General features: G+C 57.2%; 15 protein-coding genes. 6 read left to right on the forward strand and 9 right to left on the reverse strand.

Features of this window, described 5'->3' with window-relative positions; translation table 11 throughout:
- Positions 1-140: 140 nt before the first annotated feature.
- The 8 genes from AAEZ05_RS18170 to pstS form a co-directional block, all read right to left on the reverse strand.
- Positions 141-1478: a DUF2254 domain-containing protein gene (locus AAEZ05_RS18170; protein WP_045058433.1), complete on the reverse strand. Its 1338-nt coding sequence runs from the start codon at positions 1476-1478 to the stop codon at positions 141-143.
- A gap of 58 nt (positions 1479-1536) precedes the next feature.
- Entirely contained in the window at positions 1537-2055 is a 519-nt protein-coding gene (locus tag AAEZ05_RS18175; protein WP_052672969.1) for a peroxiredoxin family protein, read from the reverse strand.
- A 536-nt stretch (positions 2056-2591) separates the two neighbouring features.
- A complete protein-coding gene (locus AAEZ05_RS18180; RefSeq protein WP_502947778.1) occupies positions 2592-3230 on the reverse strand; it encodes a hypothetical protein in 639 nt (212 codons plus the stop codon).
- Positions 3230-3928 carry a hypothetical protein gene (locus AAEZ05_RS18185; protein WP_045058435.1) on the reverse strand — a complete coding sequence of 233 codons (699 nt, stop codon included), beginning with the start codon at positions 3926-3928 and terminating at the stop codon, positions 3230-3232. The genes AAEZ05_RS18180 and AAEZ05_RS18185 overlap by 1 nt, the downstream gene beginning before the upstream one ends.
- A 107-nt stretch (positions 3929-4035) precedes the next feature.
- Positions 4036-4797, reverse strand: a complete 762-nt coding sequence (gene pstB, locus AAEZ05_RS18190; RefSeq protein WP_218171024.1) for a phosphate ABC transporter ATP-binding protein PstB — start codon at positions 4795-4797, stop codon at positions 4036-4038.
- Positions 4798-4873: 76 nt separating this feature from the next.
- A complete protein-coding gene (pstA, locus tag AAEZ05_RS18195) occupies positions 4874-5767 on the reverse strand; it encodes a phosphate ABC transporter permease PstA (protein ID WP_045058661.1) in 894 nt (297 codons plus the stop codon).
- Complete coding sequence (pstC, locus tag AAEZ05_RS18200; protein ID WP_045058437.1) at positions 5767-6732, reverse strand: phosphate ABC transporter permease subunit PstC; 966 nt, start codon at positions 6730-6732, stop codon at positions 5767-5769. The genes pstA and pstC overlap by 1 nt, the downstream gene beginning before the upstream one ends.
- A 74-nt stretch (positions 6733-6806) precedes the next feature.
- Positions 6807-7835 (reverse strand): phosphate ABC transporter substrate-binding protein PstS, encoded by a 1029-nt coding sequence (gene pstS, locus AAEZ05_RS18205; protein WP_045058438.1) that lies wholly within the window; start codon positions 7833-7835, stop codon positions 6807-6809.
- Positions 7836-8020: 185 nt separating this feature from the next.
- Here pstS and ppk2 point away from each other — a divergent pair, with 185 nt between their 5' ends.
- Positions 8021-8938 carry a polyphosphate kinase 2 gene (ppk2, locus tag AAEZ05_RS18210; RefSeq protein ID WP_350648344.1) on the forward strand — a complete coding sequence of 306 codons (918 nt, stop codon included), beginning with the start codon at positions 8021-8023 and terminating at the stop codon, positions 8936-8938.
- A gap of 65 nt (positions 8939-9003) precedes the next feature.
- On the opposite strand, the gene AAEZ05_RS18215 is transcribed toward ppk2, so the two are convergent.
- Positions 9004-9234 carry a hypothetical protein gene (locus AAEZ05_RS18215; protein WP_350648346.1) on the reverse strand — a complete coding sequence of 77 codons (231 nt, stop codon included), beginning with the start codon at positions 9232-9234 and terminating at the stop codon, positions 9004-9006.
- A gap of 72 nt (positions 9235-9306) precedes the next feature.
- On the opposite strand from AAEZ05_RS18215, the gene AAEZ05_RS18220 reads away from it, so the two are divergent.
- The 5 genes from AAEZ05_RS18220 (at position 9307) to AAEZ05_RS18240 (ending at position 16239) form a co-directional block, all read left to right on the forward strand.
- Positions 9307-10221, forward strand: coding sequence for a serine/threonine dehydratase family protein (locus tag AAEZ05_RS18220; RefSeq protein ID WP_350648348.1), 915 nt, complete (start codon positions 9307-9309; stop codon positions 10219-10221).
- A 318-nt stretch (positions 10222-10539) separates the two neighbouring features.
- On the forward strand, positions 10540-12945 hold the full coding sequence (locus AAEZ05_RS18225; RefSeq protein ID WP_350648350.1) for a glucose/quinate/shikimate family membrane-bound PQQ-dependent dehydrogenase: 2406 nt from the start codon (positions 10540-10542) through the stop codon (positions 12943-12945).
- Between the two features lie 103 nt (positions 12946-13048).
- Positions 13049-14347 (forward strand): carbohydrate porin, encoded by a 1299-nt coding sequence (locus AAEZ05_RS18230; protein WP_350648352.1) that lies wholly within the window; start codon positions 13049-13051, stop codon positions 14345-14347.
- A 155-nt stretch (positions 14348-14502) separates the two neighbouring features.
- Positions 14503-14931: a MarR family winged helix-turn-helix transcriptional regulator gene (locus tag AAEZ05_RS18235; protein ID WP_045058443.1), complete on the forward strand. Its 429-nt coding sequence runs from the start codon at positions 14503-14505 to the stop codon at positions 14929-14931.
- A 51-nt stretch (positions 14932-14982) separates the two neighbouring features.
- A complete protein-coding gene (locus AAEZ05_RS18240; protein WP_350601018.1) occupies positions 14983-16239 on the forward strand; it encodes a M20 family metallopeptidase in 1257 nt (418 codons plus the stop codon).
- The last annotated feature ends 2 nt before the right edge of the window (positions 16240-16241 follow it).

Consider the following 16241-nt stretch of genomic DNA (forward strand, 5'->3'; position numbering starts at 1 on the left):
CCAATAAAACAGAATTTTTTTTGCGCTCCACTAAATTGGTTGGAATCGCTCGCAATTTGAACCGATGGTCTGACATCTCAGGTATGAAATATATACTCGAAACACATTTGATCTATCTGAAGACAAGACGCATCGTTTTCTCAGCACCGAACCTCACGCAACCTGAGTGTTGTGGCTGTATAGCGCGTCTCCACGGCGCTCACGTCGTCCGGATCCGGCACTGCTTCTCGCGCCCCTTTGACGATCATGTTGACGTGACGCTGGAGACAGTCCGCGTCTTGCGAACAATGCACATGGTCAGCAATCTGGGCGATGGCATCGAGCATGCGAATAGCTACCGCCGGGTTCGACCGCCCGCTTTGCCTGATCTGGTTGAACGCAGTGTCCACGATGCCTGTAAACGTGGATCCTGGCGCGATCACCCGCAGTCGCCCTTCGCTGTCGAATCGTAGGGGGGACGGGATGTCCCGTCGGGCTAATCGACAGAGGGCCGATCCCAGTCGATCCACGCAGGCGACAGCCGTGAATGGGTCATTGATGCCCGGGGACAGCGCTCTCAAAGCAATCTCGACCAACTGCTGGAAGGAGAACTCCACATCCTGTGCAGCAGTTCGCTGGTTACCCAGTACAAAGGCGGCTTGCAGTTTGGCCGCCAAGGTTTCAGTAACATGCTCAGCAGGCCAGACCATTAGCATCGCCCTGCTTTTAATGAGGTAATGCCCAGGCCGGCGCTCAAGCCGAATTAATAGATCTTCCTTGATGGCCAACGCCATCAGGACGTCATCATCGATCAGTTGGAGATAGCCGTCATCAAGGGCGCTCACCACAGCAGCGTCGCCAGCGAACACTGCTGGCAGGTTAGCTTCGATTACGGGGTTTGAGGCTTCAGAACCGGGACTTCCAAAGTCGTCGGGAAACAAACTGTCGATCCCGCCGTCGAGTTCGCGACCGACTCGCGCAACGACTTGATCTGCCTGGATCGAGACCGATATGTGGTGGATAAAATAGATCAGCACTCCAACACTGATAATCGCCAGCAGCACACCAATGCTGACGGAGAGATGAGGTACGAATGCCACCTCGTCGGCACGACGGATGGTTCGCAGGACGAGCAGACAGTACACAAACGTCGCAACAAAGGTGCCAAGCACCACTTGGTTAGCGGTGTCGCGCATGAAGTTGCGCATCAAACGCGGGCCCAACTGGGACGATGCAAGCGACAGCGCCACCAATGTCATCGAGAACACAGTCCCGGCAATGGCGATCATCGACCCCGCAACGGTACTCAGCACTAGACCTGCACCCTCCGCCCCACCCGAATAGCTCCAGCCAACTAGCTGCAACCAATCGTCAGTAACGGTTTTGTCGAGCGCGACGCAGGAGAAAGCCAAAGCTACGGCCAAGCATGCCATGGTTGTTGGTACAAACCAGAAACTCGACCGAAGACGATACCAATACTTCAGCAGCAACGTTTTCAAGGTATTTCTCCAATTCGCCAACCTTAAATGAGTGATGCTGCATCCAACAAAGTTCTTCCTACTTCATCGAGCGAAGAGCCTGTTTTATTTCCATGAGCTTGGCATTGTTCGGCTTGCCCTTGACGCGGGCAAGAATGTTCCCTTGAGTATTCAAAACAAATACGAATGCTTTGGCGCTACTGCTCGGGATGTTCAAAGCGGTCTCGAGGTTTGACTTACTCAAAATCCAGGTTTGGTCCTGATAGCGCGCCGGGATTTTCTCTTTCGCCCGGCCAATGGCATCTTCCTCGCTCATGAAAAACGGAAGGTCGATCGCAAGCACGTCAATAATGCGCACCTCACTCTGGTCAACATTTTTACGCAGCGCCTCGGCCCATAGGCGGGTGTCCGTTGCAGCATCTGTGCTTGGCGTAACGATCAGTATCGTCGGCTGGCCGATCAACTGGGCGGAACTGACTTTTTCGCCTGTCAGCACAGTCGCTGTAAAGTCTGGAATTGCGCTGCTAGAGAGCTGCGACCAAGCGTAAATCGGCGCCTGCAGCAAAAGCGCGATAAAAATCGTGAGAGACGTTTTCATCTGAGAATAACCTAGACATGGCTCAAGAAATTCCGATGTGTGTCTGTGGATATTAGACGTACATGTGCGTTAGTGCGTTCTTTAGGAGCTTATTCATTCACTATTATCAATTGCCAAGCGCCTAATTTTTCAAATCGCGAGATGATGTTGTCGCAAATGGTAGTACTACTGGTCGACTACTGCCCGTCGCGAAGGGCTGAAACCGGCCGTTCTCTGCCCCTGTGTACGCGAAGTGTGCTCATCGAATCTGATGTAAATGATTGGGCAGGCCGAGTGCCATGTATAGGGGAGTCTTACAATTACCCACCAGGGCTCATGTAACCAGAGGCCGAATAGGGCAAACCGGGATCAACTCAGCTCAATGGCCAAGCAGGCCCGTGAATGGACAGCCCCTGTTGCTTGGTTGTAAGCGTCCAGCCATCCCACCTTTACGATCTATTGGACGGCAAGGTCTATGGCAGGAGTGTTGACACACGCCCTACTGCCCCACCCGAGATGCTGCTGTGAATGATCCAGATAACTCAGACGTTTCGACGTCAGGAGGAATAAACTTGCGAGGGTTGTTGCGCTGGTTCCTTATGCCTGAGCGGTTGCTGCCTAGCGAGCTGCGCCTGGACTACAGCGACAGCATCCAGGACTTTCTGCGCCCAGCTCTCATCCTGCGGATGCACGACAACAACGCGAAAACCGTGATCATGCCCTTCAATCCGCACGCCCTCGGAATCATCGACATGCAAGTCGATATCGAATGCCGGCGGAAATTTCGAGGGGGCATTGGACAGGCCATGCGCTGTCAGAGCGCGACTATGCAGCACACTGTTGACCACGCCGTCGACGCGGATGCCGTACAGCAATAGCCAACGCCTGATGTAGGACGGAGTACGACCGGACGAGGTGTAGACCCAGATACTGCAGCCCTGGCGACGTAATTCCTGGGTCAGGGAGCGTGTTCCGATACGCAACGGTTCACCCAGCCAACGATGAACACAGGCAGGCAGCCGGCTGGCCTCGACCGAGCAATGGTGAAGTTGGCAGGCCAGGGTGTCATCGATATCGAACGAAATTCGTATGCGCTGACGCCTGAATAACTGCAACGGGATGGCACACCGGATGGCTTGCCATACCCGGCTGCCGGAAGCTCGGCATTTAGTAGCTAGCATTGGATTCCAGCTCATCAGTGACCCTCCTGGTAGAGGGGCAAGGGCTTGTCTTTAAGAAAAAATTTCATTGGATCAGGCGCCTGTTCTTCCAGGAAGGCTGCATATTTTTTCTTGATCTTGGGCAATTCGTACAACGCCTTGACTCCATGCTTGGCAGAGTTGCGTATGACCGATGACGGGTTGAAGTAGCCCTCGGCGTTTTCCAGCGTCAGCACGAACGGCGGCAAACCTGCACGCATGAGCAAATAGCTGACGATAAGCGACCCGCTGCGGTTGTTACCTTCAATGAACAATTGCGGCTTGCTGAGGATTCGGACATACACACCGGCCGCGCGCTTCCACACGGACTCACTGCGATAGGCGCAATACCAGTTGTACAAATCCTTTATCCCCCCCTCAACATTGTTGAAGAAGTGTTCCTCGGTCGCCGCAAGGTGCTGAGCGTATTCATGCCGGCGCGCCGGGTTTCGGCCGCACAAAACGGTGGCATTGATCTCCAGCATCAGGTTCAGTTGCTGCAGGTCGAACAGGTCCACGCCACGTGCGACATAGTCATCGATCAGCGCATAGCCTTCGAGCACATTCTGCAACACCTCGTCGGTCAAGGGATCACGCGGCTCGGTAAAGTGCCGGCTGAGCTCGGAAAAACGGCCCTGCACCTTACGTAATGCGCGTTCAATCGCGGGTAAATCAAGACGACGCATTGCAGACATTGGCGATCCTGCGAAACGGTAGGTAAGAAAGTAAAACGACCGGATACCAGCCAAAAGCGCTTTCTCGGCGCTGGAGAAGCATGCGGCCTTGATCGGATGTGTGCTGCCTAGCTGAATTTGCCGCTGATGTAATCCTCGGTCATTTGTTCGCGCGGGCTGCCGAAAATCTGGGCGGTCGGGCCCATTTCAACCAGGTAGCCGGTGCGCGTTCCCTGGGAAATATCCACCGAGAAAAAGGCAGTCGTATCAGCCACGCGTATGGCCTGCTGCATGTTGTGGGTCACCAGGGCGATGGTGTAGTCCTTCTTCAACTCGACCATCAACTCTTCAACACGGCGAGTGGCGATCGGATCAAGCGCTGAACAGGGCTCATCCAGCAACAGCACTTCCGGCTCGGTGGCAATGGCGCGGGCGATGCACAGCCGTTGCTGCTGACCGCCAGAGAGTGACAGGCCGCTGACCTTGAGCTTGTCCTTGACCTCATCCCACAACGCGGCGCCCTGCAGCGCATGCTTGACACGGTCGCCCAGATCACCTTTATAGCGATTCAGGCGCAGGCCGAAGGCAACGTTGTCGAAGATGCTCATGGAGAACGGATTCGGCTGCTGAAACACCATGCCGATATAGCGGCGCACGACCACTGGATCAACACCCTTGCCATAAACGTCCTGCCCGAGAAAATGCACATGGCCCTCAAAGCGGAACCCTTTCACCAGGTCGTTCATCCGGTTGAGGCTACGCAGCACGGTGCTTTTACCGCAGCCGGAAGGACCGATGAAGCCGGTGATCTTGTTTTTCTCAATTGGCACATGGCTGTCACGTACCGCCATGAAATTGCCGTAGAAAATCTTGTCGAGCTTGCAGTCCATGACCACCGGTGTCTGGGTAACAAACGGAGCGGCTATTTGCGCAGTTGATACGTTCAAAATTCAGATGCTCCCGTTCTCAGTACTTGGGCTTGCCGAAAATGCGGCTGAAAATATTCACGACCAGCACGATCATCACCAGCACCAGCGAGGCTGCCCATGCGAGCTCCAACTGGTTGTCGAAGGGCATGCCGGAGAAGTTGTAAATCAGCACGGCAAGCGATGCCGTCGGATTCATCACCGCCAGGCTGCCGTCGTGGTAGATCCAGTAGTTGCTGAACAGCGCGGTAAACAACAACGGCGCGGTTTCGCCCGCAGCGCGTGCCACGGCCAGCATCACGCCTGTGAGGATTGCCGGCATGCCGGTCGGCAAGATTATTTTCCAGATCACTTGCGAGCGGGTGCAGCCCATGCCGTAGGCGGCATCCTTCATGATCTTGGGCACCATCCTCATCGACTCTTCAGCCGTCAGCACGACAATGGGCAGCATCAGTACCGCCAGTGCCACGCCACCTGCCGGCGCCGAGTAGGTACCGGTGGTCATCACCACCAGGGCGTAGGCAAACACCCCGGCCAGGATGGAAGGCAGCCCCGTGAGCATCTTGGCGGCAAAGCGCGCGGCATTTGCCAGCTTGCTATCGGGCCCGAGTTCAGCCAGGAAAATGGCGGCCATGATGCCGACCGGAACCGCGATGGCGGCCGCAATACCGACCATCACGAAGGTGCCTGCCATCGCGTTACCGAAGCCACCGCCCGTCTCGAAACCGGTGGGCGGCAATTCGGTGAAGACTTCCAGGCTCAGGCGTGCCCCGCCCCGCATGATCAGCATATAAAGCACGGAAATCAGCGGGACGCTGGCCAGCAACGCACCGGTCCAAACCAGCGTGGTCAACACCAGGCTGCGCAGGGCGCGGCCTTCGAACTTGCGCTGCAGGCTGGGGACTGCGGTTATAGCGGACGTGAGGTCAGTCATCATTTGTTACCCCGCTGGGCGTAGAGCATGATCATGGAACCGAGGACGTTCACCAGCAGCGTGATGAACATCAGCACCAGAGCGGCATACATCAACACCTCAATCTCGTTGGGCCCGGCTTCGGGGAAGTTCAGCGCCAACAAGGCTGCCAGGGTATTAGCTGGAGCAAACAGAGAAAGCGAAATATTGTTCGCGTTGCCCACCAGCATGGCGAGCGCCATGGTTTCACCCAGCGCACGACCCAGGCCGAGGACCAGGGAGCCGAAAATACCGGTCGCCGCGGAGGGCACCATCACTTTAAGAATTGCTTCCCAATGGGTGGTCCCCATGCCGTAGGCGGCCTGTTTGGTTTTCATCGGTACGCCGGTGAGGGCGTCCTGCGAAACCGCAGCGATGGTCGGCAGAATCATGATGGCCAGTACCAACGCCGCAGGCAGCAGCCCCGGCCCACTCAAGGACGTGCCGAAAAAAGGAATCCAACCCAGTTCGCTGTTCAACCACGCCGTAAGAGGGCGGATCGCCGGTATCACCACGTAAATCCCCCACAAGCCATAAACGACGCTGGGGATGGCCGCGAGTAACTCGACGATAGTGCGAAACACGGCCGCCAATTTCGCCGGCAGGAAATCCTGAGTGAGGAAAATCGCCATGCTGACGCCGAAAACGCCTGCGATCAGCAACGCGATCAGGGCGCTGTAGAGCGTGCCCCAAATGGCCGGCAGAATGCCGTACTTGCCTTGGTTAACGTCCCAGACGCTGCCGAAGATGACGTCAAAACCGTGCTTCTCCATGCCTGGAAGGGCCTTGCGTCCCACCTCGAACACCAAGGCGAAGACCAACGCCAGAATCAGAACCACCCCTATTCGCGCAAGCGCACGGAAGGTGCGATCAACCAGGAAATCCTTCGTAGAGGGCGGCTGACAGGCGGAACCCGGGTTAACCGGTACGACAAAAGGTGTGTTCATTGGCTAATTCCGGAACAAGGGGGGAACGCTCCCGGCATGGCTGACAACCCATGCCGAGAGCGACCTGGCGAGCCTTACTGGATGTTGGCGGAAGCTTTGCGAACTTGATCGACAACCGACTGAGGCAATGGGATGTAGCCCATCGAATCGGCGATCTTCTGACCTTCAGTCAGGCTGTACTCAACCATCTCGCGCATGGCCTTGGCTTTAGCCGGGTTGCCGTTGTCCTTGCGGAAGATCATCCAGGTGTAGGAAGTGATCGGGTAGGAATTCGCGCCATCCGGATCCGGCAACCAGGCCACCAGGCTTTCCGGCATTTTCACCGCAGCCAGGGCTTCGGCGCCGCTTTCGGCGTTTGGAACCACGTACTTGCCGGCCTTGTTCTGCAGTTGGGCAAAGTCAACCTTGGCCAGTTTGGCGAAGCCGTACTCAATGTAGCCAATCGCGCCCGGGGTTTGGCGAACTGTGGCGGTCACGCCATCGTTTTTCGGCGATTTGATGAATTTGTCGCTGGCAGGCCAGTTGACGGTGTTGCCTTCGCCCAAGTCTTTCTGGAACTCAGCGTTGATCGCTGCCAAGTGCTTGGTGAATACAGCCGTGGTACCGCTGGAGTCTGCACGCACCACTACGGTGATCGGCATGTCAGGCAGTTTCAGGCCCGGGTTGGCGGCGGCGATCTTCGGATCGTTCCACTTGGTGATCTTGCCCAGGAAGATGTTGGAGTAAACATCGCGAGGCAGCTTGAGCTCTTTAGGATTGCCCGGCAGGTTGAACGCCAGAACAATTTCACCGGCCGTCATCGGCAGCAATTGCACGCCTTCGGCAACCTTGGCGATGTCTTCGCCTTTCATCGCCGAGTCGCTGGCGGCGAAGTCGACGGTCTTGTTCAGGAAGTCCTGTACACCCGCACCGCTCCCCTTGGACTGGTAGTCAACCGTGACGCCTTCGGTTTTCTTGCTGAAATCCTTGAACCAGGTGAGGTAGATCGGGGCAGGGAAACTCGCACCGGAACCAGTCAGGCGGACGCTCTCGGCAGCAAACACCGACGTGGCACTGAGAGAAACCGCAACGGCGAGTGCAGCAGACTTCATCAGACGTTTCATTCAGGAAAATCCTTGTGATTTCGGGCTCGGCAACTCTGCAACAAACTTGTTACGGTTTTATGAAAGTGCAGTGGCAAAACGCCCGTTTGTCCCCCTCTCCTGTCGCAATCACGCCTTCTGGTGTCATTTGTCAGTAACAAAATGCGACTAAGACTTTGCCATCCCCCACCACGCGAGTTCCGCCCATGTCCTCTGTAGAAGACGCCTTGATGCAGCGCATCCACCGTGAATTGCTGGATCACAGCGATGAAGAGCTGGAACTGGAATTATCCGAAGACGGCCATGACCTGAACGCGCTGTTTAATGAGCACGTCGGCGAAAGCAGCGAAAAAGCCGCCCGCAGGATTTACTTCAGCGAACTGTTCCGCTTGCAGGGCGAACTGGTGAAATTGCAAAGCTGGGTGGTCAAGACCGGCCACAAAGTGGTGATCCTGTTCGAAGGACGCGATGCTGCTGGCAAAGGTGGTGTCATCAAGCGCATCACCCAGCGACTCAATCCTCGGGTATGCCGCGTCGCTGCCCTGCCTGCACCCAACGACCGCGAACGTACTCAATGGTACTTCCAGCGTTACGTCTCGCACTTGCCGGCAGCAGGTGAAATTGTGCTGTTCGACCGTAGTTGGTACAACCGCGCCGGGGTCGAAAAGGTCATGGGGTTTTGCAATGACGATCAGTACGAAGAGTTTTTCCGCACAGTGCCAGAGTTTGAGCGGATGCTCGCACGCTCCGGCATTCAGTTGATCAAATACTGGTTCTCCATTTCCGACCAGGAACAGAATTTGCGTTTTCTCAGTCGCATTCATGACCCGCTCAAGCAGTGGAAACTCAGCCCCATGGATCTGGAGTCCCGGCGGCGCTGGGAAGACTACACCAAGGCCAAGGAAATCATGCTCGAACGCACCCACATCGCCGAAGCACCGTGGTGGGTGGTGCAAGCCGACGACAAGAAAAAAGCCCGACTCAACTGCATCCATCATCTGCTTGGGCAAATGCCCTATGAGGAAGTGGAGCTACCTGTGATCGAACTGCCTCAACGCGTGCGGCAGGAGGACTACTCCCGCAACCCGACGCCATCGGAGCTCATTGTGCCTCAGGTCTATTAAGACAGGCCTGGCTGGCAGGCGTGAGGTTGAACTGTGTTTAGCCATCGCTGCAATGTCAAAAAACGTCATCGCTTTGTCACTTTCCAGCAGTAATACTCAGGCTGTTCAACGCCTGCTGTTTTTCCGCTGCCACTCCAGGCAGCTTTTTTTTGCCTGAAAATCCAGGTAACAGCTTCGCCAGATCGGTTAATGGGTCCCAGCTTTTTCAAGCGCGGTTGCAGCGCAGGCTGCCAAACTTTTTCCAGGGGGCGCGGATCAGATTCAACCTTTAGGATATTCGAGAAATCGAAGTCCAAGCATTGGCCCCGAACCGCGGCTGAGACGACAGCTTCAACCACCAACCTTCCTCGTATACTGGAATTGTGACCATGCCTCTGCATATCAATACTCCCCTCATCGAATCCCGACCACTCAGCGCTGTTGCAGAGCGTTCCGTTTGGCTGAAGATGGATGCTTTACAGCCGTGCGGATCTTTCAAGATCCGTGGCGTCGGCCACGCTTGCGAAACGCACCACCGTCATGGGGCCACGCATTTTGTGTCCTCTTCCGGAGGTAACGCTGGTCTTGCAGTCGCTTACGCGGGACGCCAACTAGGTATACCCGTAACAGTGGTGGTTCCCAAAACGACGAGTGAGCGTGCGAAGGAATTGCTGAACCTGGAAGGAGCGGAGGTCATCGTCCACGGAGACTCGTGGCAAGAAGCGAATGAGCTGGCGTTGACGCTGATGTCACCAGAAAAAGCATTCATTCACCCCTTCAATGATCCGCTGCTATGGTCTGGACATGCCTCTCTGATTGATGAAGTGGCGCAAGCTGGCCAGAAACCTGATGTGATAGTCCTTTCAGTCGGTGGTGGCGGCCTGCTGTGCGGCATTGTTGAAGGCTTGCAGCGAAACGGCTGGCATGACGTTCCGGTCATCGCCGTTGAAACTGAAGGAGCCGCGTCGTTCCATGCTGCAGTGGTTGCTGGTAAACCGGTTGAGTTAGAGCGGATCGAATCGATTGCGACATCGTTGGGAGCAAAGCGAATTTGCGATCAGGCCTTCCAATACACCAACACTCATCAAATCGACAGCGTCGTAGTGACCGATCAGGCAGCCCTGGATGCCTGCGAGCGATTTCTGTTTGATCATCGCGTACTCGTCGAGCCTGCCTGCGGCGCTGCGCTGTCCCTAGCCTACAATCACCACTCCTTGGCGCCGTACAGGAAGGTGCTGATTGTTGCTTGCGGGGGTGCGACGGCAACACTGGCACAAATTCGACAATGGATTGTGCAGCCATGATGCAGTGGTGCGACGTGAGTGCAACAACTGAATGCGCCGACGTGCCACCCGCCATACGTCGGTTAATTGTCGATGGTTAACGTCAGAGTCTGAAATTCGCACCAGTACGCAGTGGTCTAAACCTGTCGATATTCGTCTGTGGCCTGACAAAATTCAGACTTTCGCGGACGTTTCAGCAACCTTTGCAAAATCTCTGCTTCGCGCCCGTCTTTGATCGGGCGCGGCAGCGCAACGAAATGCGCTTTCCCTGAAATTATGGTTTAACTAGATAGTTACCTATCCATATAATGCTCACATCATTTCAGCGGGATACTCAACGTGAAGCAGAGTCAACGCCTCTCGGGCATATCAAAATTCATTCTGGTCGGGCTGGGAGTGATCATCGCCCTGCTCGGCTTGGCACTGGCGGCAGGCGGCGTGAAACTGGTCAGCCTTGGAGGTTCCTGGTACTTCCTGGTGGGTGGGCTGGTGATGGCCACTTCCGGTCTGCTGATCGCTCGTTTCAAACTGGCGGGTGCCTGGCTGTTTGCTGCATTTTTGGCGGGTACCGCCATCTGGGCCATCAGCGACGCGGGCCTGGTGTTCTGGCCGGTGTTTTCGCGCCTGTTCATGTTCAGCGCGATCGGTTTGGCCGTGACCTTGGTGTATCCGCTGCTCAAGCGGGCAAACGGTGGCATTCCGGGCCGTGGCGCTTATGGCATCGCTGCGGTACTGGCAGTCGGACTGGCGGTGGCCGCCGGCAATATGTTCGTTGCACATCCGACAGTGGTCGCTACCGGCACAGGCCCGGGACTGACGCCGGTCGAGCCGGATAAAGCGCAAAAGGACTGGGCCCACTACGGCAATACCGAAGGTGGCAGCCGCTTCGCCGCACTGGATCAAATCAATCGCACCAACGTCGACAAGCTGAAAGTGGCGTGGACTTATCACACCGGTGACGTCGCCCAAAGTGATGGCAACGGCGCTGAAGACCAGCTCACCCCGCTGCAGATAGGCAACAAGGTGTTCATCTGCACCCCGCACAACAACCTGATCGCGCTGGACGCCGATACCGGCAAGGAACTCTGGAAAAACCCGATCAACGCGCAGTCAAAAGTCTGGCAGCGTTGCCGTGGCATGGCGTATTTCGATGCCACCAAGGCAATTGCTCAACCAGGCAACTCAAGCATCATCGAAGCCACACCTGCCCCGGCAGCCAATTGCCAGCGGCGTTTGCTGACCAACACCATTGATTCCCGCCTGATCGCGGTCGATGCCGACACCGGTGAGTTCTGCCAGGGTTTCGGCAACAACGGTCAGGTCGATCTGAAGGCAGGCCTGGGTGATGTGCCGGACAGCTACTATCAGCTGTCCTCGGCCCCGTTGATGGCCGGCACCACCGTGGTGGTTGGCGGTCGCGTGGCCGACAACGTGCAAACCGACATGCCCGGTGGCGTGATCCGTGGTTTCGACGTGATGACCGGCGCCATGCGTTGGGCCTTCGACCCGGGCAATCCGCAGGATAAACAGGCACCGGCAGACGGCAGTACCTATGTGCGCAGCACCCCGAACAGTTGGGCGCCAATGTCTTACGACGCGGCAACCAATACCGTATTCCTGCCGATGGGCAGTTCCTCCACCGATATCTATGGCGTGGAGCGTAGCAAGCTCGATCACACCTACGGCGCCTCGATCCTGGCGCTGGACGCCACCAGCGGTGAAGAACGCTGGGTCTACCAGACCGTTCACAACGACCTCTGGGATTTCGACCTGCCGATGCAGCCGAGCCTGATCGACTTCACCAAGGACGGCAAAACCGTACCGGCGCTGGTCATCGGCACCAAGGCCGGGCAGATCTACGTGCTTGATCGCGCCACCGGCAAGCCGTTGACCGACGTTGAAGAAGTACCGGTCAAGGCGGCAAACATCCCTGACGAACCCTACTCGCCAACCCAGCCGAAATCGGTGGGCATGCCGCAGATTGGTGCTCAGCACCTGACCGAATCCGACATGTGGGGTGCGACGCCGTACGACCAGCTATTGTGCCGAATCGATTTCAAATCGATGCGTTATGACGGGCTGTACACCGCGCCAGGTACCGACAAATCGCTGAGTTTCCCAGGTTCGCTGGGTGGCATGAACTGGGGCAGCATCTCCACCGACCCTGTGCACGGCTTCATCTTCGTCAACGACATGCGCCTGGGCCTGTGGATTCAGATGATCCCGTCGCAGAACAAGGCCCAAGCCGCTTCCGGTGGCGAATCGTTGAACACTGGGATGGGCGCCGTGCCGCTCAAGGGCACGCCATATGCCGTGAACAAAAACCGCTTCCTGTCGGTTGCCGGTATTCCTTGTCAGGCTCCGCCGTTCGGCACGCTGACCGCCATCGACATGAAGACGCAGAAAGTTGCCTGGCAGGTTCCGGTCGGCACCGTAGAAGACACCGGTCCCCTGGGTATTCGCATGCACCTGCCGATCAAGATCGGTCTGCCAACCCTGGGCGGCACCCTGTCGACTCAAGGTGGCTTGATCTTCATTGCCGGCACCCAGGACTTCTACCTGCGCGCCTTCAACAGCGCCAACGGTGAAGAGGTGTGGAAAGCCCGCCTGCCAGTCGGCAGTCAGGGCGGCCCGATGACCTACGTTTCCCCTAAGACCGGCAAGCAGTACATCGTCATCACCGCCGGTGGTGCGCGCCAGTCGACCGATCGCGGCGACTACGTGATGGCTTACGCCTTGCCGTAAGCCGCTGTGCCCGCCTCGCTGGCGGGCAATCTCTCTGTGCGCGGCGCCTGCGGGTGCCGCGCCGCTTTACGAAATCATTCAAGATTGCACCAGGAAGTCTCCCATGTTTTTGGCTGTTCGCTTTTCCCATGCAGGCTGGCTCAACGGCTTGCTGCTGGGCCTGACCTGCAGCGCCACCCTGCCCGCCTTCGCCGACACCGATTCTAACCTTCTGACCCGCAATACCCTGACCGGTGATTGGGGTGGTCTGCGCCAACAAATGGATCAGGACGGCATCAAATTCACCGGCGATTACAGCGGCGAAACCGCCTACAACGCCGATGGCGGCCTGCACCGTTCGGCCCGTTACTCGCAGAACATCAAGCTCGGCGCGCAGTTCGACCTGAGCAAACTGTATGGCGTGGATAACGCCGGCAAGATTCAACTGACCATCAACGACCGACGCGGCAATAGCGCCTCCGAGGATCTGGTCGGCAACCGTCTGCCCATCCAGGAAAACTACGGCGGTCTCTACACTCGCCTGACCGAACTGAGTTACGAGCGCAGCCTGTTCACCCCGGCGCTCAACGTGAAACTGGGCTACATGGCCATGGGCAACGACCTCGGGGGCCTGGACAGTGGCATTCTCTGCAACTTCATGAACGCCGGTTTCTGCGGCCATCCGCTGAACATGTCCGGCGGGAGTGGCTGGACCAACTACCCCAACGCCCACTTGGGCGTGCGCGTGAAGTACGACCTGTCGTCGGCCTGGCAGCTGCGCATGGCGGCCTTCAATGTCGATCCTGAAAGCAACGGTAATTCCAGCCGTGCCTGGCATCCGGGCCCGAAACATACGACCGGCACCGTGGTGCCGATCGAACTGGTGTACAAGCATGCGGGTGAGTTGCCCGGCGAGTACAAGGTTGGCTACTACTACGACAGTTCCGATGTGAAACGCATCGGCAGCGATAAACAAGTGTCCGGCCGCGGCGGTCATTACCTGCTGGTTGATCAGGCCGTGTGGCGTTCGCAATCGTCCGAGGGCCGCAGTCTGCACGCCTTCGGCCAATACTCGGCGGCCAGCGAAGCGGCTTCACCTTTCAGCAAGTGGTACGGCACCGGCGTGGTTCTTTACAAACCGTTCGAAAATCGCCCGCGTGACACCGTCGCCCTGGGCTATGGCCGGGCGGTGCCCAATCCACGCAGCCGGGATGTGCAGCAGGACGCCGCGCTCGCCAATGGCGCATCGTTTCCGAATCTGGACAGTGCCGAACAATTGATCGAGCTTGGCTACGGCTACCAGGCCACTCCCTGGCTGACGCTGCGCCCGAATGTGCAATACATCATCGAACCAGGCGCGTTTTCCGGGCAGGACATCGACAATGCGCTGGTGTTCGGTTTGCAGGTGAAAGCTGCGCTCTGAACGGGTCACGCAGCAATGTGCCGGACGGATTCAAGCTTGTCCGGCAACGGGGGTTCACGGCTCCAGGGCTCAACACAGAGAGCGACCAGTCATCAGAATATAGTTGAATGTTTCAACTATATAGCTATACTTCAGCCATTCGACTGGAGCCTGCCATGTATTCCGACTTTCTGAATTTCAAGCTGGATATGACCAGTGCCCTGCTGATGGAGCACGCGAACGCCGTGTACCGTCAGCACTGGGATCTGGATGTCCGCGGATTGCGGGTTTTGCGTCTGATTCAGGCCTGCCCGGACATCACTCCAAAAGAAGTTTCATCACGCGCCTTTCTCGAAAAAACACTGCTCTCCAAGACGTTGGCGCAGCTGGAGTCGCGTGAGCTCATCTCGCGCGCCCCTCACCCTGTCGACCGCCGCAGCGTTGGTTTGCGCACAACCGCCGAGGGCTCGCGGATCGCTGACGAGTCCTCTGTCGTCGGTTCTCAACTGGAAGACCAACTGGTTTGCGCGCTCTCGCCCAAGGAACGCGTGGCACTTGATGGCCTGCTTTCAAAGCTGATGGAAAGTCTGCTTCCGCCTTCCTGACACCGTCTCTCTCCCACTTTTTGCGCCCTCTTTTACATAAAGGAGTACCCCATGTCGTCCCTAGAAAAGTTGATTCCCGATCTTGATGCCTTGTTACCTGAGCTGGAAGAGGTCTACAAGGACTTGCACCGTCATCCTGAACTGTCGATGTATGAGTATCGCACCGCAGAAATCGCCGCCGAATACCTGGTGCGCTACGGATACGAGGTGACACGCGAAATCGGTGTCACCGGTGTTGTCGGCGTGCTGCGCAACGGTGACGGCCCGGTGGTGATGCTGCGCGCCGACATGGACGCGTTGCCGATGGCCGAAGCGACAGGCCTGCCCTATGCCAGCGACGTAGTCACCCGTGACGAAGACGGCGTTGAGGTTTCTGTCTGCCACTCCTGTGGGCATGACATGCATGTCACCTGGTTGATGGGGGTTGCTCGGGTATTGTCCGAAAACCGCAGCACGTGGCGGGGTACTCTCCTGGCTGTTTTCCAACCGGGTGAAGAAGTGGGTGTGGGCGCGCAGAACATGATCGACGACGGCATGCTCGATCGCTTTCCCAAGCCAGACATCATTCTGGGGCAGCATGTAATGGTGGGGCCAGCCGGTACGGTGGGTCACCGCAGCGGCACCATCCTTTCGGCAGGTGACAGCCTGAAAATCAAGATGTTCGGCCGTGGGGCTCATGGCTCACAGCCACAAACGTCAGTAGATCCGGTGATCATGGCGGCATCGACGGTGCTGCGCCTGCAGACCATTGTGTCGAGGGAGATTTCCCCGCTGGATCAGGCAGTCCTTACGGTTGGTTCGTTACAGGCTGGCACCAAGGAAAACATCATCCCGGACAATGCGACGCTGAAACTCAACATGCGCACCTACGACGAGGGCGTGCGCAAGCACATGCTGGGCGCCATCAAACGCATCTGCTGCGCTGAATGCTCCGCATCCAACGCACCACGCGATCCCGAGATCACCACCATCAACCGCTACCCGTTGACGGTTAATGATGAGCGCGCCTCTGCCCGTTTGGCTGGTGCATTTGGCGCCTGGTTTGGCGACAGAGCCTATGAAACGGCACCGGCCGCCGCGAGTGAGGATTTCAGTGTGTTCGGCCGCGCATGGAAGGTGCCCTACGTGTTCTGGTTTGTAGGTTGTACAGACCCGCAAGTGTACGAACAGGCCAAGGCCGAGGGGAAAATAAACAGCATCCCGAGCAATCACTCGCCCCACTTCGCGCCTTTACTGCACCCGACAATGCGTACCGGGCTCGAAACGATGCTTTGTGCAGCATTCGCCTGGTTCGGGAACGCCGAATAGCA

This window comes from Pseudomonas sp. HY13-MNA-CIBAN-0226, from assembly GCF_040310305.1.
Classification (GTDB): domain Bacteria; phylum Pseudomonadota; class Gammaproteobacteria; order Pseudomonadales; family Pseudomonadaceae; genus Aquipseudomonas; species Aquipseudomonas gregormendelii.

What these genes read in the sequence shown, in the direction of transcription:
- AAEZ05_RS18175 (WP_052672969.1), bottom strand. Translation starts at nt 2,055, where the DNA reads ATGAAAACGTCTCTCACGATTTTTATCGCGCTTTTGCTGCAGGCGCCG.
- pstS (WP_045058438.1), bottom strand. Translation starts at nt 7,835, where the DNA reads ATGAAACGTCTGATGAAGTCTGCTGCACTCGCCGTTGCGGTTTCTCTC.
- AAEZ05_RS18230 (WP_350648352.1), top strand. Translation starts at nt 13,049, where the DNA reads ATGTTTTTGGCTGTTCGCTTTTCCCATGCAGGCTGGCTCAACGGCTTG.
- AAEZ05_RS18220 (WP_350648348.1), top strand. Translation starts at nt 9,307, where the DNA reads ATGCCTCTGCATATCAATACTCCCCTCATCGAATCCCGACCACTCAGC.
- pstB (WP_218171024.1), bottom strand. Translation starts at nt 4,797, where the DNA reads ATGGACTGCAAGCTCGACAAGATTTTCTACGGCAATTTCATGGCGGTA.
- pstA (WP_045058661.1), bottom strand. Translation starts at nt 5,767, where the DNA reads ATGACTGACCTCACGTCCGCTATAACCGCAGTCCCCAGCCTGCAGCGC.
- AAEZ05_RS18185 (WP_045058435.1), bottom strand. Translation starts at nt 3,928, where the DNA reads ATGTCTGCAATGCGTCGTCTTGATTTACCCGCGATTGAACGCGCATTA.
- ppk2 (WP_350648344.1), top strand. Translation starts at nt 8,021, where the DNA reads ATGTCCTCTGTAGAAGACGCCTTGATGCAGCGCATCCACCGTGAATTG.
- AAEZ05_RS18180 (WP_502947778.1), bottom strand. Translation starts at nt 3,230, where the DNA reads ATGAGCTGGAATCCAATGCTAGCTACTAAATGCCGAGCTTCCGGCAGC.
- pstC (WP_045058437.1), bottom strand. Translation starts at nt 6,732, where the DNA reads ATGAACACACCTTTTGTCGTACCGGTTAACCCGGGTTCCGCCTGTCAG.
- AAEZ05_RS18240 (WP_350601018.1), top strand. Translation starts at nt 14,983, where the DNA reads ATGTCGTCCCTAGAAAAGTTGATTCCCGATCTTGATGCCTTGTTACCT.
- AAEZ05_RS18235 (WP_045058443.1), top strand. Translation starts at nt 14,503, where the DNA reads ATGTATTCCGACTTTCTGAATTTCAAGCTGGATATGACCAGTGCCCTG.